Raw genomic sequence first — 21,616 nt, 5'->3', positions numbered from 1 at the left:
ATTCACCCGGTCGGCCCGCGACGTTAACCGGTGCCTGGCTATGGTGAAGCCTCACCCCACCGGAGCCAGCACATGAGCCCTGACTACCAGATTCCCGGCCGGGTGCCGGAAGACGGCCTACCGCGCCAGGCGGTATCGGACTATTGGCGCGAGCGCTTTCCCAGCGAGCCCTACTACGACAACAGCCAGTTCTTCGATGACTACGAGCCGGCCTACCAGTTGGGCCACAACTCCCGCGCCGCCGAGATGATCCGCGCCTATGAAGAGGTGGAAGCCGAATTGCAGACCCGCTGGGCCAGCGAGCGCGGCAACAGCCGGCTGGCGTGGGAACAGGCACGCAATGCGGTGCGCCGCGGCTGGGAGGAATCCACCGCGTTGCGCCAGGCGCACCTGGACAAAGGCGTGCCGCGCGGTACCTGAGGCACCGCGCGGCCGGAGGCGCGCTTATTCGCCGCTGGGCAGCGGCGGGATTTCACGCTCATCGGCGCCCGCGGCCAACAGGTCGCGGGTGTTCTTCTGCACGGCCACCGCGCCGAACAGGCTCAGGGCGAAGGCCATGCCGTAGAAGCCCTTCTCGCTGAGCAGCAGGGTGGCGTTCCACAGGCCCACCAGCAGCAGCAACAGTGCGGCCAGCAGCGCAAACCAGCACAGTGCGTAATACAGGCCGCTGACCGGGATGGCCTCGACGCGATCGCGCACGCTCTTCTGCAGCGACACCGCGGCAAACAGGCCGAACAACAGCAGGGTCAGGTAATACCCCTTCTCGTTGAGGGCCATCTCGGCGTTGAACAGGCCGACCAGGTAGGCCACCGCGCCCAGCAGCAATGCCGTCCACGAGGCGGCGATGAAAGCGGGGGACGGTTTGTGCACCTGTTGCTTCATTGTTCAATCTCCAGTTGAGGGCGGCAGTCCGTGCAGGCCGCGCGCAGGCGGCGGCGCCAACGTTAGCCGATCCGGGCAGGCGCGCCTACCGTGGGTGACGTATGGTCCACGCTGCCGCGGCGGGCATGGTGTAAAACTCATGGCTGGCCATCGCATCCCCACCCGGAGATATCCCATGACCCGCAAGCTGCTGCTCTCACTCGCCGTCACCCTTACCCTGCCCCTGTTCGCCACCGCCTGCGTGGCGGCCGACAAGGCCGCCGCCCCGGTGGTGAAGAAAGCCCAGTGGCCATTTGCCGCCACCGAGGCCGGAACCTTCAAGGAACCGTGGGCGATGAGCTTCCTGCCCGATGGCAGCCTGCTGGTCAGTGAAAAGGCCGGCGCCCTGCAGCATGTGGACCTGAAAACCGGCAAACGCGCCGCCATCGGCGGCCTGCCCAAGGTGGCCTATGGCGGCCAGGGCGGCTTTGGCGACGTGCTGCCGCACCCCGGCTTTGCGAAGAACCAGCTGCTGTACGTGAGCTACGCCGAAGCCGGCGAAGGCGATACCCGCGGCGCCGCCGTGGGCCGCGCCCGCCTGGTGCTGGCCGCCGATGGCAGCGGCACCCTGCAGGACTTCAAGGTCATCTGGCGCCAGAGCCCCAAGGTGGAAGGCGGCGGCCACTACGGCCACCGGCTGGCGTTCGGCCCGGACGGCAAGCTGTGGATCACCTCCAGCGAACGGCAGAAGTTCGACCCGGCCCAGGACATGGGCGGCAACCTGGGCAAGATCATCCGCCTGAACGACGACGGCAGCGTGCCGGCCGACAATCCGTTCGCCTCGCAGGGCGGCACGGCCGCGCAGGTGTGGTCGCTGGGCCATCGCAATGCGCTGGGCATCGCCTTCGATGCGCGCGGCAAGCTGTGGGTACACGAGATGGGCCCGGCCGGCGGCGATGAGCTGAACCTGATCGAGCGCGGCGCCAATTACGGCTACCCGGTGGTGTCCAACGGCAACCATTACGATGGCCGCGAGATTCCCGACCATGCCACCCGCCCGGAATTCGCCGCGCCCAAGGTGAGTTGGACCCCGGTGATTTCCCCGGCCGGTTTCATCATTTACAACGGCACGCAGTTCCCGCAGTGGCAGGGCAGCGGCTTCATCGGCGGGCTGTCGTCCAAGGCGCTGGTGCGGGTGGCCTTCGATGGCGACAGCGCGCGCGAAGCCGAACGCTTCGACATGGGCGAGCGCATCCGTGAAGTGGAACAGGGCCCGGACGGTGCGATCTGGCTGCTGGAAGACGGCAGCAACGGGCGGTTGTTGAAGCTCACCCCGAAGGGGTGATGCGCGTCGGGGGTACCGACCAACGGTCGGTACCTACCGGATTGATGGCCGCCCAGGCGGCGCCCATCAATCCTGCACGGTGATGACCTTGACCTCTGAACGGGTGCAGGCCTTGTCCAGGCATTTGCCACCGATCCAAACCTGGCCCTTGCCGATCATCGCCCCTTCCCAGTTCACGAACAGCCCGTCGAAGGTCTGCGCGGCAATCGCCTTGGCAATGTCGGGGGTGATGATCTGCTGGTACTCGCGCTTGAAGGTGGCCGCGTCAGTCACCTGGCGCTTCTTGCCGCCCACGTGCACCAGCAGCGGGTAGCGCATCAGTGCGGCGACGGCATCGACATCATTGGCGGCCACGCTGCGCTGCAGATCGTTGAACACGGCCTGGTAGGCGTCGGCATCGCCGAGCAGGCTTTCAATGCGCTGGCGCGCATCGCCCTGGCCTTCTTCGGCCTGGGTATCGATGGCATCGGATGCGTCGGGGCTGCCGTTGACCGGTGCCGGCGGGGCGGCGTCGGGGGCCGGTTCGGCGCCGGCGTTCACGGCATCGGGGGACAGCCCGGCCGCCGGCACGCTGTCGCCGGGGGTGGCAGCGGTGGCCGGCGCCGCGGTGGCCGGCGCGGCGGTCGCATCGGCCGGCGGCGGGGCCGGCTGCGCGCACGCCGCCAGCATCAGGGTGGGAAACAGGATCCGGGTCAGGCGCATGTGCAGCTCCAGGGTTTCGCGGGGGCGACAGCGTAACCGCCCCGGCGTCACCCGGCGATGACGGGCCGGCCCAACCACGAGGCCGGCCGGTCAGCCGGCCAGCAGCTCGAAGCTCACCGGCTCGCCGCTGGCCGAAGACGCGCAGACCCACAGCTCGAACTGGCCCGGCTCGGCGCCGAACACGCCATCGCGGCCGGTGAAGCCCAGTGCATGGCGGTCCAGGCGGAACTGCACCTGGGTGCTTTCACCGGGCTGCAGCGCGACCTTGCGGAAATCCTTGAGCTCGCGCACCGGCCGCACGCGGCTGGCGACGCGGTCGTGGATATACAGCTGCACCACTTCCTCGCCGGCTACCGCACCGGTATTGGTCAGCGTGGTGGTGATGGACAAGGTGTCGTCCCAACCCAGCGTGGCGCTGCTCAGCTGCGGCACGCCATAGCTGAAGGTGGTGTAGCCCAGGCCATGGCCGAACGGATACAGCGCCGCGTTCGGAATCTCGCGCCAGCGCGCCTTGAACTCGGACATGGTCGGCAGCTCGGGGCGGCCGGTGCGCGGGTGGTTGTAGAAGAACGGCTGCTGGCCGGACACCTGCGGGAAGCTCACCGGCAGGCGGCCGGAGGGGTTGTAATCGCCGAACAGCACATCAGCCACCGCCGGCCCGGTCTGGGTGCCCAGGTACCAGGTCACCGCGATCGCCTGCGCGTTGCGCACCGCGCCCTGCAGCGCCAGCGCGCGGCCATTGCGCAGCAGCACCACCAGCGGCTTGCCGGTCATCGCCACCGCCTCGGCCAGCGCCTGCTGCGCGGCCGGCAGGGTGATTTCCACCCGCGACTGCGCTTCGCCGCTGTAACGCTGCGGCTCGCCCAGCGCCAGCACCACCACGTCGGCGCGCAATGCGGCCGCCACGGCCTGCTCGATGCCGTCCTGCAGCGGTGCTTCCAGCGCGCAGCCGGGCACGATTTCCAGCAGCGACGTGTCGCCGATCGCCGCCGTCACGCCATCCTCAAGGGTGACGTAGCGCGACTTGTCGCCAAACAGCGTCCAGCAGCCTTCGATGTTGTCGCGGTCCTGCACGAACGGGCCGATCAGCGCGATCTTCTGCCCGGCCTTGCGCAGCGGCAGTACCGCATCGTCGTTCTTGAGCAGCACGATCGAGCGCCGCGCCGCATCGCGCGACAGCGCATCGTGCGCGGCCAGGTACGAGGTGTCCGCTTCGCGGGCCAGGTCCAGCGAACGGTAGGGGTCCTCGAACAGGCCGATGGCCTCCTTCAGGCGCAGGATGCGGCGTACCGATTCGTCCAGGGTGGCCATCGGCACTTCGCCGCTTTCGACCAGGCCCGGCAGGTGCTCGGCATAGAAGCCGCTCTGCATGCTCAGGTCCAGCCCGGCGGTGAACGCCTTGGCGGTGGCGTCGCGGTCATCGGCGGCGTAGCCGTGCGCGACCAGCTCCATGTCGGCGGTGTAGTCGGAGATCACCACGCCGGGGAAGTTCCATTCACCGCGCAGGATGTCGGTCAGCAGTTCGGCATTGGCGCTGGCGGGCACGCCATTGATGTCGTTGAAGGACGACATCACGGTCAGCGCGCCGGCTTCGAAGGCCGCCTTGAACGGCGGCAGGTGCACATCGCGCAGGGTCTGCGGGGAGATGTCGACCATGTTGTATTCCATCCCGGCCATCACCGCGCCGTAGGCGGCAAAGTGCTTGGGGGTGGCCAGCAGCGCATCGGCCGCGCGCAGGTCCGGGCCCTGGAAGCCGCGCACCCGGGCGGCGGCGAACGCACAGCCCAGCACCACGTCTTCACCGGCGCCCTCGGCGCCCCGGCCCCACCGCTGGTCGCGGGCGATGTCCACCGCCGGCGCATAGGTCCAGTGCAGGCCGGCGGCGGTGGCTTCCACCGCGGTGGCGCGCGCGGTGCGCTCGGCCAGTGCCGGCTCGAAGCTGGCGGCCTCGCCCAGCGGGATCGGGAACACGGTGCGCATGCCATGGATGACATCGGCGGCCAGGATCACCGGGATGCCCAGCCGGCTCTCTTCCAGGGCAACCTGCTGGATGCGGCGGCCGGCTTCCACGCCGACGCCGTTGAACAGCGACCCCACCTTGCCCTCGCGGATCTGCTGCAGCACCTGGTCGGCATTGCTGACATTGGCCTCGGGGTTCACGTCCGGGGCGAACGGCCGGACCATGTCGGCGAACACACCCAGCTGGCCGACTTTTTCTTCGACGGTCATCTGGGCAATGAGGGTTTCGATGCGATCGGCGGCCACCGGCTGTCCTTATGAAAACGTTTACAAGGCCGAGATTCTAGCGTTCCCGGGCCCGTTGTGAATGGTTTTTGCGTTCATTTTTCTTCCCCGGGGGAAAGAACCCCGCCGCCACGAGCATGGCGGCGGGCGCAGGCGAGCTTACTCCGCGGCGGCCAGGCGTTGCCGTCCGGCCATCAACATCGCATCGCTGGAGGCCTGGAACACGCGCAGCCCGAACACCGGCAGGATCGCCAGCAGGTGGTCGAACACATCGGACTGGATGCCTTCGTACTCGCCCCAGGCGGTGGTGCGGGTGAAACAGTAGACCTCCAGCGGCAGGCCCTGGGTGGTGGGCTCCAGCTGCCGTACCAGCAGGGTCATGCCGGTATGGATGCCCGGATGCTGCTGCAGATAGCGTTCCACGTAGGCGCGGAAGGTGCCCAGGTTGGTGACCCGGCGCGCATTGACCGGCGCTGCGCCCCTGGCCAGCAGCCCCTGGTTCCACTGCTGCAGTTCGGCCTGCTTGTCGCGCAGGTAATCGCCCAGCAGCGCGAACTGCCGCAGCTCGTCCAGCATCGCCGCATCGACGAAGCCGACGCTGTGCTGGTCCAGGTACAGCGCGCGCTTGATCCTTCGCCCACCGGCCTCCTGCATGCCGCGCCAGTTCTTGAACGACTCGGTGACCAGCTTCTTGGTCGGGATGGTGGTGATGGTCTTGTCGAAGTTCTGCACGGTGATGGTGTGCAGGGCGATGTCGATGACATCGCCGTCGGCGTTCTGGCTGGGCATTTCGATCCAGTCGCCCAGCCGCACCCGGCCATCGCCGCTGATCTGCACGCTGGCCACCAGCGACAGGATGGTGTCCTGGAAGACCAGCATCAGCACCGCGGTGGCCGCGCCCAGGCCGGTGACCAGGTAGCGCAGGTCCACGCCGGCCAGGGTGGCCACGATCAACAGCCCGGCAATGACGAAGATGACGATCTTGCCAACCTGCAGGTAGCCCTTGATCGGCTTGTTGCGCGCGTCCGGGCGGCGCTCGTAGATGTCGTTGGCGGCGTCCAGCGCATGCGCGATCGCCAGTGCCACGGTCAGGATCGCCCAGGCCTGGCAGGCACCGATGACGAAGGCGACCAGCGCCGGCGGCAGGTCGGGCACGATGCCGATGCCCGCGGCGATGACCTGGCTGGGCACCACGTTGGACAGGCGCGAGACCACCCGCATCACGTTGCTGCCGCGCCCGCCATTGGCGCTGCCGCCGGGCAGGCGGTTGATCAGCCCGCGCAGGCCGCGCAGCAGCACCTTCTTGGTGATGAAGTTGGCCAGCCAGGCGGCCAGGCCCAGGGCGGCCAGCACCAGCAGGGTGTAGGCCCAGGGCCAGGGTTCCAGGGTGTTCTGCAGGCCGTCCAGCCAGCGGGTTGCCACAACTGCATCCAACATCGTGTATCGATCTCCGTTCAGGGGGTTGCCGGGCCGTGCCCCGCACTGCTGCGCTCGATGATCACCCCGACCGCCCGCGCGCCGCGCACGGCACCGGGCTTGCTGAGTTTCAGGCGCAGCCATTGCACGTTGAACTCGGCCAGCACGATCTCGGCAATGCGTTCGGCCAGGGTTTCGACCAGGCCGAAATCCGAGTCGCGCACGAACTGCTCGATGCGCTTGCTCACCGCCTTGTAGTTGAGGGTATCGGCGATGTCGTCGCTGGCCGCAGGCCGGCGGTTGTCGAAGCCCATTTCCAGATCGAAGCGCAGGGTCTGGCGGATCCGCCGTTCCCAGTCGTAGATCCCGATCAGGGCATCGATCTCCAGCCCTTCGATGAATACCTTGTCCATAGGAATGCCACGTGGAAGATGGCGACCATGGTAACGGGACGGTCCGGAACCTGCCGGGAACCGCGCCCCCGGACCAGCGGGCGCCGTTTGTTCCAGCGCGTCGCCACGCGCCCCTGTGTCGCCGCGCAGCCCTCGGCATGCTTCGTTCTTTGCCGTCGCTGCGCCCGCGCCCTGGGCGTCGCTTCGCCGCCATCCACCGCGTCGTACGGTTGCGCTGCACGCTCACCGCCGGCTGGATGTCCGGCCATGAAGCGGTCACTCCGCTGCTGCGCGATTGCCCGATCCGGGCCCGGCCAGCATTACACCGCCGGCAGCGTGGCCATGTCCCAGCGCGGGGTGACCTGCACCTGCGGCGGGTTGTGCTGGCCGGCCTGCAGCCGCAGCGCGCCGGCGAAGGCGATCATCGCGCCGTTGTCGGTGCACAGCGCCGGGCGCGGGAAGCAGGCGCGGCCGCCGCGGCGGGCGGCCATCTGCTGCAGCTTGGCGCGCAGGCGCTTGTTGGCGCCCACCCCGCCGGCCACCACGATCACCTCGGTGCCGGCCGCATCCAGCGCGCGCTCGCACTTGATGGCCAAGGTGTCGACCACCGCATCTTCAAAGCCACGGGCGATGTCGGCGCGGGTCTGCTCGCTCTGGTCGCTGTCGCGCCAGGCCAGCAGCACCTGGGTCTTCAGCCCGGAGAAGCTGAAGTCCAGCCCCGGGCGGTCGGTCATCGGGCGGGTGAACCGGTACTTGCCCGGGGTGCCGCGCTCGGCCAGCGCGGCCAGCTGCGGGCCGCCCGGATAAGGCAGGCCCATCAGCTTGGCGGTCTTGTCGAAGGCCTCGCCGGCCGCATCGTCCAGGGTCTGCCCGAGCAGGCGGTACTGGCCGATCCGGTCCACCGCCACCAGCTGGGTATGCCCACCGGACACCAGCAGGGCCACGAACGGCGCCTGCGGCGGGTCGTCCTCCATCAGTGGGGCCAGCAGGTGGCCTTCCATATGGTGGACCCCCACCGCCGGCACCTCCAGCGCCCAGGCCAGGGAACGGGCCACGCCGGCCCCCACCAGCAGCGCCCCGACCAGGCCGGGGCCGGCGGTATAGGCCACCCCGTCGATGTCGGCCACGGTCATGCCGGCCTCGGCCAGGGTCTGCCGGATCAGCGGCAGCAGCTTGCGTACGTGGTCGCGGCTGGCCAGTTCAGGCACCACCCCGCCGTACTCGGCGTGAAGGGCGATCTGGCTGTAGACCGCATGGGCGCGCAGCGCGGCAACGCCGGACAGGGCGGTGTCGTACACCGCCACGCCGGTCTCATCACAGGAAGATTCGATACCAAGGACTCGCATAACGCGTATTATGGACCGCTTGAGGCCCGGCAGAGGTACCGCCAGCCCATCCGACACCACCCGTGGCCAAGAAGTTCGCCGGGGTGGGTTGCAACTTCTTTTGTCGCCGCTATAATGTGCGGCTCTCACCGGGCGTGACCCGGTTCTACTGTGTCCCGGAGATTCCATGCCCAGCGTTAAAGTCCGCGAGAACGAGCCCTTCGAGTTTGCGCTCCGTCGCTTCAAGCGCACCTGCGAAAAGGCCGGCGTGCTGGCCGAAACCCGCAAGCGCGAGTTCTACGAAAAGCCGACCCAGGAGCGCAAGCGCAAGGCTGCCGCTGCTGTGAAGCGTCAGCTGCGCCGCTCGTCGCGCGACGTTACCAAGCGTCAGCGCCTGTACTGAGTCGGACGCAACTTCGATGCGACAGGCTTCGGCCTGTCGTGGCGGAGCCGAAGCCGGAACGCGCGAGCGTTGCCGGCTTTTTGCGTTCCAGCCGACTGGCGTCCCAACCCGCCCTTTCCGACCGAATACGAGGTGTTCCATGAGCCTGAAGCTGCAGCTCACCGATGACATGAAGACCGCCATGAAGAGCGGCGAAAAGCACCGCCTGGGCGTGATCCGCCTGATGCTGGCCGCCATCAAGCAGCGCGAAGTGGACGAGCGCATCGAGCTGGACGACGCCGCAGTGCTGGCCGTGCTGGAAAAGATGGTCAAGCAGCGCAAGGATTCGGTCAGCCAGTTCGAAGCGGCCAACCGCGAAGACCTGGCGGTGATCGAGCGCGAGGAAATCCTGGTGATCGACCAGTACCTGCCGGCCAAGCTGGGCGAAGCGGAGATCGTGGCCGCCATCCAGGCCGCCATCGCCGAAACCGGCGCCACCAGCCCGGCCGACATCGGCAAGCTGATGGGCGCGCTCAAGCCCAAGCTCGCCGGCCAGGCCGACATGGGCCTGGTGTCCAAGCTGGTCAAGCAGCAGCTGGCCGGTTGATCGGGCCCAGGTAGCGACCGTTGGTCGCTACCTGCCCGGTGCACGCATCCACCCGCGCGACGCTTCACCGTGTCTTCGTCCACCGCCTGCTAGAAAAGGCCCATGGTCGAATCCACCGCCCCTCCTGCCGACGACCGCCTCGACGGCGTCCCCGCTCCCCTGCGCAAATACGCGCGGCGCCTACAGCGCAGCCTGCCGGCGGCGGTGGGCAAGCGTTTCATCGACATCGACGTGCTCACCCAGGCCGCGTCGGTATCCTTCTATGCCCTGCTGTCGATGGCGCCATTGCTGGTGCTGCTGCTGTGGCTGACCGCCTCGCTGTACCCACCGGCGCAACAGGCGCTGATCGGGCAGATCGGCGATGTGGCCGGCGCCAGCGCGGCCAGCGTGGCGCAGACCGTACTCAGCAATGCCAACACCCAGCCCGACATCGGTTCGCTGGCCGGGGTATGGAGCACGCTGCTGCTGTTCATCGGCGCCACGGCGGTGTTCGCCCAGCTGCAGAATGCGCTGAACCGCATCTTCCACACCGATGCCCAGCGCCTGGACGGCCTGGCCGCCTGGCTGCGCAAGCGGGTGTTCTCGTTCGGGGTGGTGCTGGCGCTGGGCTTTGTGCTGCTGCTGTCGATGACCGCCACCACCGCGCTGCAGGTCGCCTTCGCGCGGCTGCCCTCGGTGCTGCCGGCGATCGGCTACCTGACCACCCTGCTGCTGTACGCGGTGGCCTTCGCCTTCCTCTACCACTACCTGCCCGACCGCCGCGTGGCCTGGCGCCAGGCCTTCATCGGCGGGGCCATCACCTCGGCGCTGTTCGCGCTGGGCCGCTATGCGATCGGGCTGTATATCGCCACGGTGGCCCCGGGCAGCGCATATGGGTCGATGGGCGCGCTGGTGATCCTGCTGGTCTGGATCTACTACGCCACGGTGACCTTCTTCGTGGGCGCGCTGATGACCGCGGTGATCGATGAGCGCCAGCGTGCCCGGCTGCAGCTGGCCCGGGCCGGGCTGGGTACCGACTCCGCCCCGGCGGGCACGCTCTAGTACACTCAGCACCGTTCCCGAGAATCCTTAGCCGCGCACGCACCACGCGCGCGCGCCCGCTGCCATGGCCCGTATCCCCGACGCATTCATCGACGACCTGCTGGCCCGCTCCGACATCGTCGAGGTGGTGGGCAGCCGCGTGCCGCTCAAGCGCCAGGGCAAGGAGTACGCCGCACGCTGCCCATTCCATGACGAACGCTCGGCCTCGTTCACGGTGTCGCCGACCAAGCAGTTCTACCACTGCTTCGGCTGCGGCGCGCACGGCACGGCGATCAGCTTCCTGATGAACTACGACCGCCTGGAGTTCCTCGACGCGGTCGATGAACTGGCCAAGCGGGTGGGCATGGACGTGCCGCGCGACACCCAGCCGCGCAGCGCCCAGCAGCAGGACGACAGCCGCGAACTGTATTCGGCGCTGGATGCGGCCACGCGCTTCTTCCAGAAATCGCTGGAGGACAGCGACAAGGCCCGCGCCTACCTGGACCAGCGCGGCGTGGACGAGGAAAACCGCGCCCGCTTTGCGATCGGCTATGCACCGGACGGCTACAGCGCGCTGAAGGATGCGCTGGGCAAGGACGAGCGGCGCATGAAGCTGCTCGACCGCGCCGGGCTGTTTTCCAAGAACGACCGCGGCCACGTCTACGACAAGTTCCGCGACCGGGTGATGTTCCCGATCTTCGACCGCCGTGGCCGGGTGATCGCCTACGGCGGCCGGGTCATGGAGAAGGACGACGGCCCCAAGTACTTGAACTCGCCCGAGACCGCGCTGTTCCACAAGGGCCGCGAGCTGTACGGCCTGTGGCAGGTGCGCCAGGCCAACCAGAAGATCGAACGGTTGATCGTGGTGGAGGGCTACATGGACGTGGTCTCGCTGTTCCAGTTCGGGGTCACCCAAGCGGTGGCCACGCTGGGCACGGCGACCACCCCGGACCACGCCGAGCTGCTGTTCCGCAACGCGCCGGACGTGTTCTTCTGCTTCGACGGCGACGCCGCCGGCCGCCGCGCCGGCTGGCGCGCGCTGGAATCGGTGCTGCCGCGCATGAAGGATGGGCGCCAGGCGTTCTTCCTGTTCCTGCCCGACGGCGAAGACCCCGACACCATCGTGCGCAAGGAAGGCCGCGAGGGCTTCGATACCCGCCTGAAACAGGCCACGCCGCTGTCGCAGTTCTTCTTCGACGAGCTCACCCGCGAGGTCAACATGGCCACGCTGGACGGCAAGGCGCGCTTGGCCGAACGGGCCAAGCCGATGCTGGCGCAGATTCCCGACGGCGCCTTCGGCGACCTGATGAAGCAGCAGCTGGCCACGTTGACCGGGCTGGGTGCCAGGCCTGCCGCGTCTGCGCAGCCGTCGCGCGCGCCCTCGCGTGCGGTGGCGCCCACCCAGCGGCGCAGCCTGGTGCGCGCGGCGATCGCCATCCTGCTGCAGCAGCCGTCGCTGGCGATGACCCTGGAAGGCCATCACTTCAACGGCCTGCGCCTGCCCGGCATCGACTTGCTGCTGGAACTGCTGAGCCTGGTCGAACAGCGCCCGGACATCAGCACCGGCGCACTGCTGGAGCATTTCGAAGGCCGCGAGGAACAGGAGTCGCTGCACAAGCTGGCCGCGCAGACCCTGCCCGGCGAGCAGGCGATGTGGACCCAGGAACTGCACGATGCGGTGGCCCAGCTGGAAAAACAGCTGCTGATGCAACGTCTGGACGAGCTTCAGGCAAAGCATCGGCAGCAGGGCCTGGACGATACTGACAAGTACGAACTGCGCGAGCTGCTCAAGGCCCGCGCCACCCTGCGCTGAGCCCCGAGGAGCCCGCTGACATGACCACCGCCACCCTCCAGCCTAGCGCTCCCCTGTTGGTCGGCCTGCTCCTGGCGGCACTGTCACTGCTGCCGCTGGCCGCCAGCGCCGGGGAACTTCCGTTCGCACAGCCGCGCCCGCAGCTGTACAGCGCCGGCCAGCCCAGCGCCGCCCAACTGCAGCAGGCCGCCGCCGCCGGCATCACCACCGTGATCGACCTGCGCCAGCCCGATGAAGACCGTGGCTTCGATGAAACCCGTGCCGCCGAGCGCATGGGCCTGCGCTATGTGCGCATTCCGGTGGCCGGCGCCGCCGGGCTGAGCGAGGCCAACGCGCGCGCCCTTCACGCCGCGCTGGCGCAGAGCCAGGGCCCGGTGCTGGTGCACTGTGCCTCGGGCAACCGTGCCGGTGCGCTGCTGGCCCTGCTGCAGGCACGCGACGGTGCCTCGGTCGACCAGGCCCTGCAGTTCGGCCGCGACGCCGGCATGAGCTCGCTGGAAGCGCCCACCCGCGCCCTGCTCGAACAGCAGGCCGGGCGTTGAGCGGGGGCATGCCGCGCAGGCAGCCCTGGTGGTCGCGGTTGCGGCCGGACAACTTCACCCTCGCCCTGCTGTGCACCGTGCTGCTGGCCTCCCTGCTGCCGATGCATGGCGCGGCGGCGATGGTGCTCGACGATGTCACCGATGTGGCCATCGCCGCGCTGTTCTTCCTGCATGGCGCGCGCCTGCCGCGCGAATCGATCGTGGCCGGCGTGCTGCACTGGCGCCTGCACCTGACCATCCTGGCCTGCACCTTCGTGCTGTTCCCGCTGCTGGGGCTGTTGTTCAAGCCGCTGGACGGCGGGCTGCTCACCCCGGAGCTGTATATCGGCGTGCTGTTCCTGTGCGCGCTGCCGTCCACCGTGCAGTCCTCGATCGCGTTCACTTCGATGGCGCGCGGCAACGTACCGGCGGCGGTGTGCAGCGCCTCGCTGTCGAGCATCCTGGGCGTGTTCCTGACTCCCCTGCTGCTGGCCCTGCTGGCCGGTACCGCCGGCGGAATGCACAACCCGCTGCAGGCCATCGCCAGCATCATGCTGCAGCTGCTGGTGCCGTTCGTGGCTGGCCACCTGCTGCGCCCGTGGATCGCCGGCTGGGTGGAGAAACAGCGCGCGCTGCTGCGCTACACCGACCAGGGCACGATCCTGCTGGTGGTGTATTCGGCGTTCGGCGAGGCGGTCAGTGAGGGGCTGTGGAGCAAGACGCCGGTGCTGTCGCTGCTGACCGTGGCGGTGGTGGCGGCGGTGCTGCTGGGCATCGCCATGCCGACCATCGGCTTCATCGCGCGGCGGCTGGGCTTCAACCGCGCCGACCGCATCACCATCCTGTTCTGCGGCTCCAAGAAGAGCCTGGCCACTGGCGTACCGATCGCCAAGGTGCTGTTCGCCGGCGGCAGCCTGGGCGCGATCGTGCTGCCGATCATGATCTACCACCAGATCCAGCTGATCGTCTGCGCGATGATCGCCCAGCGGTATGCGCGCGATCCGGTCGTGGAGCCCACACCTCGGGAATGACGGAATGCTCCAAGCCCTCTTGAGTTCCCGGCGGCAGCCGCCATTGCTTTCCTGACCACTCATGGAGCGATGGCATGAAGCAATGGGCATGGACGGTGGCATTGGCACTGGCCTGCGGGGCAGCGGCTGCTGGAACGCCGCCAGCACAGGACGATGTCACCGCGCAGATCGTGGCCGGCGCCGGTGACCACCGCTTGATCGTGCTGGGCGAGCTGCACGGTACGCGAGAAACGCCCCTGCTGGTGAGAGCCTTGGTTGAACACTATGCAGCCGCAGGGGCACCGCTGCAGCTGGGTATCGAGCTACCGGAAACCGAGAACGCAGCGCTGGCGGCGTACCTGGGATCCAACGGCAACGATGCCGCCCGCCATGCCGTACGCGATACCGCCTACTGGCGCGTGGCAGACCACCTGCACGATGGCCGCCGCAGCCAGGACATGCTGGACCTGATCGACGCCGTGCGCGCGCTGCGCGCCAGCGGCAGAGATGTACAGGTGTTTGGATTCGACCGAGTGCTGCCAGCCGCGCAGGCCGGCAGCGGTGCACGCGACGCGGCAATGGCAGACATTCTGCGCGAACGCTACGCTGGCCTGCCTACATCGGGGCGCCTGCTGGTGTTGACCGGCAACATGCACGGCATGCGCGTCCAGCCCCGCAATCTGCGTTATCCGCCGCTGGCCGCGCTACTGGCGGATCTGCCCTTGTACAACGTCCGCATTGAGGCGCGCCGCGGCGAATTCTGGGGGTGCATACAGCATCGGCGTTGCGGTTCGCGGCCGCTGATCACCTACGATGGCCCCGCACCGAGGGCCTACAGCGCACCGGATCGCGATTACGACCTGATGGTATTCCTACCGCGCTTCACGGTGGCGCGATTGCTGGATACGAAGCGGTAGGTACCGACCGTTGGTCGGTATGCCTACAACCAGGGCAGCATCCAGTGGTCCACCATCAGGAAGGCGAACAGCGCCATCAGGTAGACGATGGACCAGCCGAACATCTTCATCGAGAACAGCTCATCGGGCGGGTTCAACATGCGCCAGGCGTACCAGAGGAACACCGCGTTGAGCACCACGGCCCCGCCCAGGTAGAACATCCCGCTCATGCCGACCAGCACCGGCAGGAGGCTCACGATCGCCAGCACGATCGAATAGACCAGGATCGACTTGCGGGTGTACACCACGCCGTGGGTGACCGGCAGCATCGGGATGTCGGCCTTGGCGTAATCCTCGCGACGGAAGATCGCCAGCGCCCAGAAATGCGGCGGGGTCCAGATGAAGATGATCAGTACCAGCAGCGAGGCATACGCCCAGTCCGATGGGCCCTGCATGCCGGTGATCGCCGCCCAGCCCAGCATCGGCGGGGTGGCGCCGGCCAGGCCGCCGATCACGATGTTCTGCGAGGTCGCGCGCTTGAGGTACACGGTGTAGATCACCGCATAGCCGATCAGCGAGGCGAAGGTCAGCACCGCAGTGATGGTGTTGACCCAGATGATCAGGATGGCCATCGACAGCGCGATCAGGATCCCGGCAAACACCAGTACCTGCCACGGCTTGACCTTGCCCACCACCAGCGGCCGCCACGAGGTGCGCGCCATCTGCGCATCGATGCGCGCGTCCAGCAGCTGGTTGATCGCCGCCGCCGCCGAGGCCGCCAGCCAGATGCCGGCGAAGCCCAGCGCGCCGTCGATGGCCTGCTGCGCGGTAGGCATGCCCGGGATGGCCAGGAACATGCCCACCAGTGCGGTGAACACGATCAGGGCCACGACCTTGGGCTTGGTCAGGTCCCAGTACTGACGATAGTTGTTGAACATGTCCTCAGCCCACCACGCCGGTGCCGGCGGCCGCCGGCCGCACATCGGCATCCGGCGCGCGCAGGCGCGCCAGCAGGGTGACCAGCACGAACAACAGCGCCACCGCGCCACCGCTGTGGGCCACCGCCACTTCCAGCGGCACCGCCAGCTTCACGTTGAGGATGCCCAGGCAGACCTGCAGCAACACCAGCAGGCCCAGCGCGGCAGCCCAGCCGCGCATGCTCGGCAGCCGGAACAGGCGCACCGACAGCCACAGCAGGTACAGCGCCACCACCACCGCCATCAGCCGGTGCGCCATCTGGATGGCAATACGCGAGGCGCCATCGAGCACGCCGCCTTCGTAATCCACGCCGATGCCGCGCCACAGGGTGAACCCTTCCTTGAAGTCATGCTGCGGCCACCACTGGCTGACGCAGCGCGGGAAGTTGTCCAGCGAGGCACTGCCGCCGCCGCAGGCCAGCGCGGCATAGTTGGCGCTAACCCAGCCGCCCAGGGCGATCTGCAGCACCAGCACCGCCACGCCGGCGCGGATCAGCCAGGCCAGCTTCGGCGCTTCGGCCAGGGTGATCGGCATGTGCGTGGCGCGCCACGCCATCCATACCAACAGGCCGAACATCAGCATGCCGCCGAGCAGATGGCCCATCACCACGATCGGCTTGAGCAGCAAGGTCACCGTCCACATGCCCAGCAATGCCTGGAAGATCACCACCGCCAGGGTCAGCAGGGCAGCGCGCGCCAGGTCGATGTTGTTCCAGCGCAGCGCGGCGACCAGCAGGATCACCTCGCCGATGATCGCTAGGACGCTGGCCGGCACGTGCATGCCCATCATGTACAACGGGATGCCGGTGGCCACCAGCACACAGGCGGCGACCACCGCGGTGCTGCCCCAGCGGCGGCGGCGGGTGGCCAGCAGGGCCAGGGTCAGGATTTCGATGCCGAGCGCGCCGGCCAGGAAGCGGTGCACCTGCTCGCGCCACGCCTTGTGGGTTTCCAGCGGGCGGATCGCGGTCGCCTCATGGCCGACCACCTCGGCGGCGTGCTGCGGCCAGGTAACCCGGCCATAGCAGGTCGGCCAGTCCGGGCAGCTCAGGCCGGCATCGGACAGGCGCACGAACGAACCGAACATGATCGTACTGGCGGTCATGATCAGCGCAAACCACGCCAGACGGTGGAAATTGCGGTGCAGCGCCGGGCGTGCGGAGGGGCTCATCTAAACGGAACTCACTTCAGTTTCAGCAGCGTTGCCAGGTCTTTGCGCAGACCGGCCATATCGAATCCCGGCGCATAGCGCATGATCACGAAACCGTTGGGATCGATCACATACACCGGCGTTCCGGCGGCGTCATCCACAGCGGGCAAAGCGGCACGCAGGTCCGGTTGGGCGCGCAGCGCGCGCAGTGCGGGCATGCCCTGGACCTCGGCCGGCGGCGTGCCCAGCCACAGGATCTCGACATTATCGGCGTTATGCCCGAACAGCTGCCACACCTTGCCCAATCCCTGCGACAAAGTGACGCACTCGCGCGTACAACCCGATGCCGGGGCCACCAGGATGCGCCACGTGCGCGCCTTGGGGTTCCATGCATACACCTGGCCATCGGCCAGGGTTGGCGGCTGCGTGCGCAGATCCAGCGGTGGTTGCAGCAACTGCCCGCTGTTGCGGTGCGCGGCCGGCTGCCAGCCGGAAAAACGCAGCACGCCAGCCAGCGCCATGGCGCCGAAGAACACGCCGAACAGGGCGATCAGGGTCCAGCGGCCGCGTGAACGCGACGGCAGCCGATCCGAAGAGGTGGCATTCATGGGCGGTATTTTCTCATGTTGGGCCGGTCAGCGCCGGGAAGGAACCACAGGGCGGCGGCGGGAACGCAGTTCCAGCACCAGCGCGACCACCAGCACGGTCAACGCCAGCCCGAACCATTGCACCGCATAGCCCAGGTGGCGGCTGGGCGGCAGGGTGTTGGGCAGCAGGTCCAGATCGCGCGCATAGCCGCCGGGCAAGGCCGGATCCAGCCGCAGCACGCGGCCGGGCAGGCTGCGCGGCGGCAGCGACAGCGTCCCGGCGAGCTGTTCGGGGTCCATCCGGCTGGCCAGCCAGAGCCCCGGCTGGGCGGTGGCCGACAACGCCGGCCCCAGCGCCAGCCCGGCCGCCGGTGGCGGCGCCAGCAGGCCGGCGATGCGGGCCGCGCCGCTGCGCGCGTGCAGGGTGGGCAGGGTGCGGTCGGCCGGCATCGGCAGCCAGCCCAGGTCGACCAGCACCAGCGCGCCGGCGTCGCTGCGGAACGGCTGGTAGAGCTTGATTCCGGCACGGCCGCCGCGGGTCTGGTTGTCCAGCGCGATGGTGCCGGGCAGGAACCGGCCGTGGTCGTCGACCCAGCGCAGGCGCGGCGGCGCGGCCAGGGCCTGGGCCAGGCGCAGCGATTGCGCGCGCGCAGGCGCCTGCTGTGCCAGCAGCGCCTGTTTCTCATGCATGCGCTGCAGCTGCCAACGGCCCAGCTGGCAGAACCCGGCGATCACCAGCAGCGCGGCCACCCAGCCGATCAGGCGCGTGTGCTTGCGCATCATGACAACGCCGGCAAAACGCGGTCAGATAGGCATACCCGCCCCGCCATCGAGCCGCGCATGAATGATTCGTTGAAAACCCTGCTGGTAATCGCGTTTCTGATCGTCATCGTCTGGAATCTGGGCGCCGGGCTGTACTACCTGCTGGTTGACCGCGGGCAGACCAAGCGCACCGTCAATGCGCTCACCCGCCGCATCGCGGTGTCGGTGGCGCTGATTGTGCTGGTCGTGGTCGGCATCTACAGCGGCTGGATCAAACCGCACGGCATCGGCGGCTGAAGCAGCATTGCCGGGAGCCGCACCCTCATCGGTGCGGCCCGGTGTCGCCCCGACGCTACAGCACGTAGACGAACAGGAACAGCATCAGCCACACCACATCGACGAAGTGCCAGTACCACGCGGCCGCTTCGAAGCCGAAGTGGTTGTCGCGGGTGAAGTGGCCCTTGGCCGAGCGCAGCCACATCACCAGCAGCATGATCGTGCCCAGCAGCACGTGCGCGCCGTGGAAGCCGGTGAGCATGAAGAACGTCGAGCCGTAGATGCCCGAGCCCATGGTGAGGTTGAGTTCCTTGTAGGCGTGGATGTACTCCTCGGCCTGCAGGATCAGGAAACCGATGCCCAGCAGCACGGTCAGGCCCAGCCACACCAGCAGCTGGCGGCGGTGGCCGGCCTTGAGCGCATGGTGGGCGATGGTCAGGGTCACCCCCGAGGTCAGCAGGATCAGGGTGTTGATCAGCGGCAGGCCCCAGGCCGGGATGGTCTGGAAGTGCCCGCCGATCGCGCCCGGGCCGTTGGTCGGCCACGCCGCCGAATAGCCGCTCCACAGCAGTTCATTGGTCATCACCCGGTCGCCCTCGCCGCCCAGCCACGGCAGGCCCAGGTTGCGGGTGTAGAACAGCGCGCCGAAGAACGCACCGAAGAACATCACCTCGGAGAAGATGAACCACACCATGCCCATCCGGAACGAGCCGTCGACCTGGTGGTTGTAATGGCCGGCCTGCGATTCGCGCACCACGTCGCTGAACCACCAGAACAGGGTCAGCACCAGCATCGCGATGCCGGCGTAGAAGGTCCACTTGCCCCAACCGGAATCGTTGAGCCAACTGGCCACGCCGACCATGGTCACCATCATCGCAATGGAACCGATGAACGGCCATTTGCTGTGCGTGGGCACGAAGTACACATTGGCATCGGGGCTTTGCTGGGCCATGGTCTTGGGATCCGGTGCGTATCAGGGGGCGGCGTGTGCGCCGGCCGGTACCGCCGCGGCGGCAGGCAACTGCGCCGACAGCGCGTCGTTCTTGTAGAAGGTGTAGGACAGGGTGATGGTCTTGATGTTGGCCGGCAGGTCCGGGTCGACGATGAAGCGCACCGGCATGTCGCGCTTCTCGCCGGCCTGCAGGGTCTGGGCGGTGAAGCAGAAGCACTCGGTCTTGCTGAAGTATCCCGATGCCTTGGCCGGGGCCACCGACGGCACCGCGCTGCCGACCAGGGCACGGTCGCTGTCGTTGCGCGCGTAGTACAGCGCTTCGTTGAGCTCGCCGGGTACCACGTCCATGGTCAGCTGCTCGGGGTGGAAGGCCCACGGCAGCTTGGAATTGACCCCGCCGTCGAACTCCACCCGCACGGTGCGCTTGCCGGTGCCGACCGCGCCGGTTGCGGCCGCGCCCGGGCCGCGTTCCAGGCGCACGCCGAACACCTTCTCGCAGGCGATCCGGTACAGCGGCACCAGCGAGAAGGTCAGCACGAACACCGCCACCGCCACCCCGATCAGGCGCGGCAGGCCCGCGTTGCGGGCGGCACCGGTGGGGCGTGCCTGGCTCATCGCCCGATCACCCCGCTGAGGATGAAACCGGCATAGACGGCCAGCGCCACCAGCCCCACCTTCCACGCGGTGCGGTGGGCGCGGCGGCGCTGCAGGGCCTGGGTGTCGGGCGTGTGCGCGGGAGAATTCATGCTGGCCTCAATGGGTGACATCGTCGTGGGCCAGGTCGCCCGGGCGGATCGTCGGCGGCGTGGTGAAGGTATGCGCCGGTGCCGGCGACGGAATCGTCCACTCCAGCCCGCGCGCGCCCTCCCATACCCGGTCGGTGGCCTTCTCGCCATTGCGCAGCGAGGACCACAGGATCGCGGCCATCATGAACGGGGTGACGAACATGCCGAACGCGCCGATCGAACTGATCAGGTTCCAGTCGGCGAACGCCACGCTGTAATCGGGGATGCGCCGCGGCATGCCGGCCAGGCCGAGGAAGTGCTGCGGGAAGAACAGCAGGTTGACGAATACGATCGACCACCAGAAGTGCACCTTGGCCCAGGTTTCGCTGTACATGCGCCCGGTCCATTTGGGCCACCAGTAGTACACCGCAGCGATCAGCCCGAACACCGCGCCGGTAACCAGCACGTAGTGGAAGTGGGCGACCACGAAGTAGGTGTCGTGGTACTGGAAGTCGGCGACCACTATCGCCAGCATCAGCCCGGAGAAACCGCCGATGGTGAACAGGATCACGAAGGCCACCGCCCACAGCATCGGTGCTTCGAAGGTGAGCGAGCCGCGCCACATGGTGCTGACCCAGTTGAACACCTTCACCCCGGTCGGGATGGAGATCAGCATGGTGGCGAACATGAAGTAGATTTCCCCGCCCAGCGGCATGCCCACGGTGAACATGTGGTGGGCCCAGACGATGAACGACAGGAAGGCGATTGCCGCCACCGCGTAGACCATCGCCTGGTAGCCGAACAGCGGCTTGCGGCTGAAGGTGGGGATGATTTCGCTGACCACGCCGAACGCCGGCAGGATCATGATGTACACCTCCGGGTGGCCGAAGAACCAGAAGATGTGCTGGAACATCACCGGGTCGCCACCGCCGGCGGCATTGAAGAAGCTGGTGCCGAAGAATTTGTCGGTGAGCAGCATGGTCACCGCACCGGCCAGCACCGGCATCACCGCGATCAGCAGGAAGGCGGTGATCAGCCAGGCCCAGCAGAAGATCGGCATTTTCAGCAGGTCGATGCCCGGCGCGCGCATGTTCAACACGGTGGCGATGATGTTGATCGCGCCCATGATCGAACTGATGCCGGCCACGTGGATGGCAAACACGGTGAAGGCCACGTTGTAGCCGCCCTGCAGCGACAATGGCGGGTACAGCGTCCAGCCACCGGCCGGTGCGCCACCGGGCAGCAGGAAGGTCAGCAGCAGCAGGCTGAAGGCCACCGGCAGCAACCAGAACGACCAGTTGTTCATGCGCGGCAGCGCCATGTCCGGCGCGCCGATCTGCAACGGAATCATCCAGTTGGCCAGGCCGACGAAGGCCGGCATCACCCCGCCGAAGATCATCACCAGCGCATGCACGGTGGTGAGCTGGTTGAAGGTTTCCGGCTTGACGAACTGCAGGCCCGGTTGCATCAACTCGGCGCGGATGATCACGCTCATCGCCGCGCCGATGATGAACATGATGAAGCTGAAGAGCAGGTAGAGCGTGCCGATGTCCTTGTGGTTGGTCGAGAACAACCAACGCTCCACAAAGCTCTGCTGATGCCCGTGGTGCCCATCGTGGTCAACTGCGGAATGCGCCATCGCAACTACACCTC

24 protein-coding genes are annotated in these 21,616 nt (G+C 67.9%); 10 read left to right on the top strand and 14 right to left on the bottom strand.

The features are described from left to right. Positions 1 to 72: 72 nt before the first annotated feature. Positions 73 to 420 carry a hypothetical protein gene (locus tag AC3ITM_RS02080; RefSeq protein WP_489268039.1) on the top strand — a complete coding sequence of 116 codons (348 nt, stop codon included), beginning with the start codon at positions 73 to 75 and terminating at the stop codon, positions 418 to 420. A 24-nt stretch (positions 421 to 444) separates the two neighbouring features. On the opposite strand, the gene yiaA is transcribed toward AC3ITM_RS02080, so the two are convergent. Beyond that, on the bottom strand, positions 445 to 882 hold the full coding sequence (yiaA, locus tag AC3ITM_RS02075; RefSeq protein ID WP_228887358.1) for an inner membrane protein YiaA: 438 nt from the start codon (positions 880 to 882) through the stop codon (positions 445 to 447). Between the two features lie 175 nt (positions 883 to 1,057). Here yiaA and AC3ITM_RS02070 point away from each other — a divergent pair, with 175 nt between their 5' ends. Continuing rightward, on the top strand, positions 1,058 to 2,206 hold the full coding sequence (locus AC3ITM_RS02070) for a PQQ-dependent sugar dehydrogenase (protein ID WP_489268037.1): 1,149 nt from the start codon (positions 1,058 to 1,060) through the stop codon (positions 2,204 to 2,206). Positions 2,207 to 2,272: 66 nt separating this feature from the next. On the opposite strand, the gene AC3ITM_RS02065 is transcribed toward AC3ITM_RS02070, so the two are convergent. The 5 genes from AC3ITM_RS02065 to tsaD form a co-directional block, all read right to left on the bottom strand. Continuing rightward, a complete protein-coding gene (locus AC3ITM_RS02065; RefSeq protein ID WP_489268035.1) occupies positions 2,273 to 2,908 on the bottom strand; it encodes a hypothetical protein in 636 nt (211 codons plus the stop codon). A gap of 90 nt (positions 2,909 to 2,998) precedes the next feature. Continuing rightward, positions 2,999 to 5,173 carry a beta-glucosidase BglX gene (bglX, locus tag AC3ITM_RS02060; protein WP_489268033.1) on the bottom strand — a complete coding sequence of 725 codons (2,175 nt, stop codon included), beginning with the start codon at positions 5,171 to 5,173 and terminating at the stop codon, positions 2,999 to 3,001. A gap of 138 nt (positions 5,174 to 5,311) precedes the next feature. Further along, entirely contained in the window at positions 5,312 to 6,589 is a 1,278-nt protein-coding gene (locus AC3ITM_RS02055; RefSeq protein WP_489268031.1) for a mechanosensitive ion channel family protein, read from the bottom strand. 17 nt (positions 6,590 to 6,606) lie between these two features. Continuing rightward, complete coding sequence (gene folB / locus AC3ITM_RS02050) at positions 6,607 to 6,981, bottom strand: dihydroneopterin aldolase (protein WP_228887353.1); 375 nt, start codon at positions 6,979 to 6,981, stop codon at positions 6,607 to 6,609. 299 nt (positions 6,982 to 7,280) lie between these two features. After that, positions 7,281 to 8,306, bottom strand: a complete 1,026-nt coding sequence (tsaD, locus tag AC3ITM_RS02045; protein ID WP_228887352.1) for a tRNA (adenosine(37)-N6)-threonylcarbamoyltransferase complex transferase subunit TsaD — start codon at positions 8,304 to 8,306, stop codon at positions 7,281 to 7,283. Between the two features lie 166 nt (positions 8,307 to 8,472). Between tsaD and rpsU the strand changes: the two genes are divergently transcribed. The 7 genes from rpsU (at position 8,473) to AC3ITM_RS02010 (ending at position 14,555) form a co-directional block, all read left to right on the top strand. Next, on the top strand, positions 8,473 to 8,688 hold the full coding sequence (gene rpsU / locus AC3ITM_RS02040; RefSeq protein WP_002808376.1) for a 30S ribosomal protein S21: 216 nt from the start codon (positions 8,473 to 8,475) through the stop codon (positions 8,686 to 8,688). A 139-nt stretch (positions 8,689 to 8,827) separates the two neighbouring features. Next, positions 8,828 to 9,274 (top strand): GatB/YqeY domain-containing protein, encoded by a 447-nt coding sequence (locus AC3ITM_RS02035; RefSeq protein ID WP_228887351.1) that lies wholly within the window; start codon positions 8,828 to 8,830, stop codon positions 9,272 to 9,274. Between the two features lie 102 nt (positions 9,275 to 9,376). Further along, positions 9,377 to 10,315 carry a YihY/virulence factor BrkB family protein gene (locus AC3ITM_RS02030; protein WP_489268026.1) on the top strand — a complete coding sequence of 313 codons (939 nt, stop codon included), beginning with the start codon at positions 9,377 to 9,379 and terminating at the stop codon, positions 10,313 to 10,315. Positions 10,316 to 10,379: 64 nt separating this feature from the next. Beyond that, positions 10,380 to 12,107 (top strand): DNA primase, encoded by a 1,728-nt coding sequence (gene dnaG, locus AC3ITM_RS02025; protein WP_489268024.1) that lies wholly within the window; start codon positions 10,380 to 10,382, stop codon positions 12,105 to 12,107. A gap of 20 nt (positions 12,108 to 12,127) precedes the next feature. Next, a complete protein-coding gene (locus AC3ITM_RS02020; protein WP_489268022.1) occupies positions 12,128 to 12,649 on the top strand; it encodes a protein tyrosine phosphatase family protein in 522 nt (173 codons plus the stop codon). 8 nt (positions 12,650 to 12,657) lie between these two features. Beyond that, entirely contained in the window at positions 12,658 to 13,659 is a 1,002-nt protein-coding gene (locus AC3ITM_RS02015) for a bile acid:sodium symporter family protein (RefSeq protein WP_489268020.1), read from the top strand. Between the two features lie 74 nt (positions 13,660 to 13,733). Beyond that, positions 13,734 to 14,555 (top strand): calcium-binding protein, encoded by an 822-nt coding sequence (locus AC3ITM_RS02010; RefSeq protein ID WP_489268018.1) that lies wholly within the window; start codon positions 13,734 to 13,736, stop codon positions 14,553 to 14,555. A 23-nt stretch (positions 14,556 to 14,578) separates the two neighbouring features. On the opposite strand, the gene cyoE is transcribed toward AC3ITM_RS02010, so the two are convergent. The 4 genes from cyoE to AC3ITM_RS01990 are packed head-to-tail and all read right to left on the bottom strand — an operon-like array spanning position 14,579 to position 18,031. Then, a complete protein-coding gene (cyoE, locus tag AC3ITM_RS02005; protein WP_489268016.1) occupies positions 14,579 to 15,472 on the bottom strand; it encodes a heme o synthase in 894 nt (297 codons plus the stop codon). Between the two features lie 4 nt (positions 15,473 to 15,476). After that, the gene (locus AC3ITM_RS02000) at positions 15,477 to 16,682 is read right to left on the bottom strand and encodes a COX15/CtaA family protein (RefSeq protein ID WP_489268014.1); all 1,206 of its coding nucleotides are present in this window, start codon (positions 16,680 to 16,682) and stop codon (positions 15,477 to 15,479) included. Positions 16,683 to 16,693: 11 nt separating this feature from the next. Continuing rightward, the gene (locus AC3ITM_RS01995; protein WP_489268012.1) at positions 16,694 to 17,269 is read right to left on the bottom strand and encodes a hypothetical protein; all 576 of its coding nucleotides are present in this window, start codon (positions 17,267 to 17,269) and stop codon (positions 16,694 to 16,696) included. Between the two features lie 27 nt (positions 17,270 to 17,296). Continuing rightward, positions 17,297 to 18,031: an SURF1 family protein gene (locus AC3ITM_RS01990; RefSeq protein ID WP_489268010.1), complete on the bottom strand. Its 735-nt coding sequence runs from the start codon at positions 18,029 to 18,031 to the stop codon at positions 17,297 to 17,299. 57 nt (positions 18,032 to 18,088) lie between these two features. Between AC3ITM_RS01990 and AC3ITM_RS01985 the strand changes: the two genes are divergently transcribed. Next, positions 18,089 to 18,307 (top strand): twin transmembrane helix small protein, encoded by a 219-nt coding sequence (locus AC3ITM_RS01985; protein WP_228887342.1) that lies wholly within the window; start codon positions 18,089 to 18,091, stop codon positions 18,305 to 18,307. A 55-nt stretch (positions 18,308 to 18,362) separates the two neighbouring features. Here AC3ITM_RS01985 and AC3ITM_RS01980 read toward each other — a convergent pair whose 3' ends face one another. The 4 genes from AC3ITM_RS01980 to ctaD are packed head-to-tail and all read right to left on the bottom strand — an operon-like array spanning position 18,363 to position 21,602. Continuing rightward, complete coding sequence (locus AC3ITM_RS01980; protein ID WP_228887341.1) at positions 18,363 to 19,238, bottom strand: cytochrome c oxidase subunit 3; 876 nt, start codon at positions 19,236 to 19,238, stop codon at positions 18,363 to 18,365. Positions 19,239 to 19,259: 21 nt separating this feature from the next. Beyond that, complete coding sequence (locus AC3ITM_RS01975; protein WP_489268009.1) at positions 19,260 to 19,853, bottom strand: cytochrome c oxidase assembly protein; 594 nt, start codon at positions 19,851 to 19,853, stop codon at positions 19,260 to 19,262. Next, positions 19,850 to 19,984, bottom strand: coding sequence for a DUF485 domain-containing protein (locus tag AC3ITM_RS01970; protein WP_228887339.1), 135 nt, complete (start codon positions 19,982 to 19,984; stop codon positions 19,850 to 19,852). Before AC3ITM_RS01970 ends, AC3ITM_RS01975 begins: the two co-directional genes overlap by 4 nt. A gap of 7 nt (positions 19,985 to 19,991) precedes the next feature. Next, positions 19,992 to 21,602 (bottom strand): cytochrome c oxidase subunit I, encoded by a 1,611-nt coding sequence (ctaD, locus tag AC3ITM_RS01965; RefSeq protein ID WP_228887338.1) that lies wholly within the window; start codon positions 21,600 to 21,602, stop codon positions 19,992 to 19,994. Positions 21,603 to 21,616: the final 14 nt, after the last annotated feature.

The sequence above is a fragment of the Stenotrophomonas sp. KH_029 genome (assembly GCF_057839765.1).
The sequence above is the reverse complement of the archived record's forward strand: the minus strand, read 5'-3'. Positions and strand labels throughout refer to the sequence as shown.

What these genes read in the sequence shown, in the direction of transcription:
- AC3ITM_RS02080 (WP_489268039.1), top strand. Translation starts at nt 73, where the DNA reads ATGAGCCCTGACTACCAGATTCCCGGCCGGGTGCCGGAAGACGGCCTA.
- yiaA (WP_228887358.1), bottom strand. Translation starts at nt 882, where the DNA reads ATGAAGCAACAGGTGCACAAACCGTCCCCCGCTTTCATCGCCGCCTCG.
- AC3ITM_RS02070 (WP_489268037.1), top strand. Translation starts at nt 1,058, where the DNA reads ATGACCCGCAAGCTGCTGCTCTCACTCGCCGTCACCCTTACCCTGCCC.
- AC3ITM_RS02065 (WP_489268035.1), bottom strand. Translation starts at nt 2,908, where the DNA reads ATGCGCCTGACCCGGATCCTGTTTCCCACCCTGATGCTGGCGGCGTGC.
- AC3ITM_RS02055 (WP_489268031.1), bottom strand. Translation starts at nt 6,589, where the DNA reads ATGTTGGATGCAGTTGTGGCAACCCGCTGGCTGGACGGCCTGCAGAAC.
- folB (WP_228887353.1), bottom strand. Translation starts at nt 6,981, where the DNA reads ATGGACAAGGTATTCATCGAAGGGCTGGAGATCGATGCCCTGATCGGG.
- tsaD (WP_228887352.1), bottom strand. Translation starts at nt 8,306, where the DNA reads ATGCGAGTCCTTGGTATCGAATCTTCCTGTGATGAGACCGGCGTGGCG.
- rpsU (WP_002808376.1), top strand. Translation starts at nt 8,473, where the DNA reads ATGCCCAGCGTTAAAGTCCGCGAGAACGAGCCCTTCGAGTTTGCGCTC.
- AC3ITM_RS02035 (WP_228887351.1), top strand. Translation starts at nt 8,828, where the DNA reads ATGAGCCTGAAGCTGCAGCTCACCGATGACATGAAGACCGCCATGAAG.
- AC3ITM_RS02030 (WP_489268026.1), top strand. Translation starts at nt 9,377, where the DNA reads ATGGTCGAATCCACCGCCCCTCCTGCCGACGACCGCCTCGACGGCGTC.
- dnaG (WP_489268024.1), top strand. Translation starts at nt 10,380, where the DNA reads ATGGCCCGTATCCCCGACGCATTCATCGACGACCTGCTGGCCCGCTCC.
- AC3ITM_RS02020 (WP_489268022.1), top strand. Translation starts at nt 12,128, where the DNA reads ATGACCACCGCCACCCTCCAGCCTAGCGCTCCCCTGTTGGTCGGCCTG.
- AC3ITM_RS02015 (WP_489268020.1), top strand. Translation starts at nt 12,658, where the DNA reads ATGCCGCGCAGGCAGCCCTGGTGGTCGCGGTTGCGGCCGGACAACTTC.
- AC3ITM_RS02010 (WP_489268018.1), top strand. Translation starts at nt 13,734, where the DNA reads ATGAAGCAATGGGCATGGACGGTGGCATTGGCACTGGCCTGCGGGGCA.
- cyoE (WP_489268016.1), bottom strand. Translation starts at nt 15,472, where the DNA reads ATGTTCAACAACTATCGTCAGTACTGGGACCTGACCAAGCCCAAGGTC.
- AC3ITM_RS02000 (WP_489268014.1), bottom strand. Translation starts at nt 16,682, where the DNA reads ATGAGCCCCTCCGCACGCCCGGCGCTGCACCGCAATTTCCACCGTCTG.
- AC3ITM_RS01995 (WP_489268012.1), bottom strand. Translation starts at nt 17,269, where the DNA reads ATGAATGCCACCTCTTCGGATCGGCTGCCGTCGCGTTCACGCGGCCGC.
- AC3ITM_RS01990 (WP_489268010.1), bottom strand. Translation starts at nt 18,031, where the DNA reads ATGATGCGCAAGCACACGCGCCTGATCGGCTGGGTGGCCGCGCTGCTG.
- AC3ITM_RS01985 (WP_228887342.1), top strand. Translation starts at nt 18,089, where the DNA reads ATGAATGATTCGTTGAAAACCCTGCTGGTAATCGCGTTTCTGATCGTC.
- AC3ITM_RS01980 (WP_228887341.1), bottom strand. Translation starts at nt 19,238, where the DNA reads ATGGCCCAGCAAAGCCCCGATGCCAATGTGTACTTCGTGCCCACGCAC.
- AC3ITM_RS01975 (WP_489268009.1), bottom strand. Translation starts at nt 19,853, where the DNA reads ATGAGCCAGGCACGCCCCACCGGTGCCGCCCGCAACGCGGGCCTGCCG.
- AC3ITM_RS01970 (WP_228887339.1), bottom strand. Translation starts at nt 19,984, where the DNA reads ATGAATTCTCCCGCGCACACGCCCGACACCCAGGCCCTGCAGCGCCGC.
- ctaD (WP_228887338.1), bottom strand. Translation starts at nt 21,602, where the DNA reads ATGGCGCATTCCGCAGTTGACCACGATGGGCACCACGGGCATCAGCAG.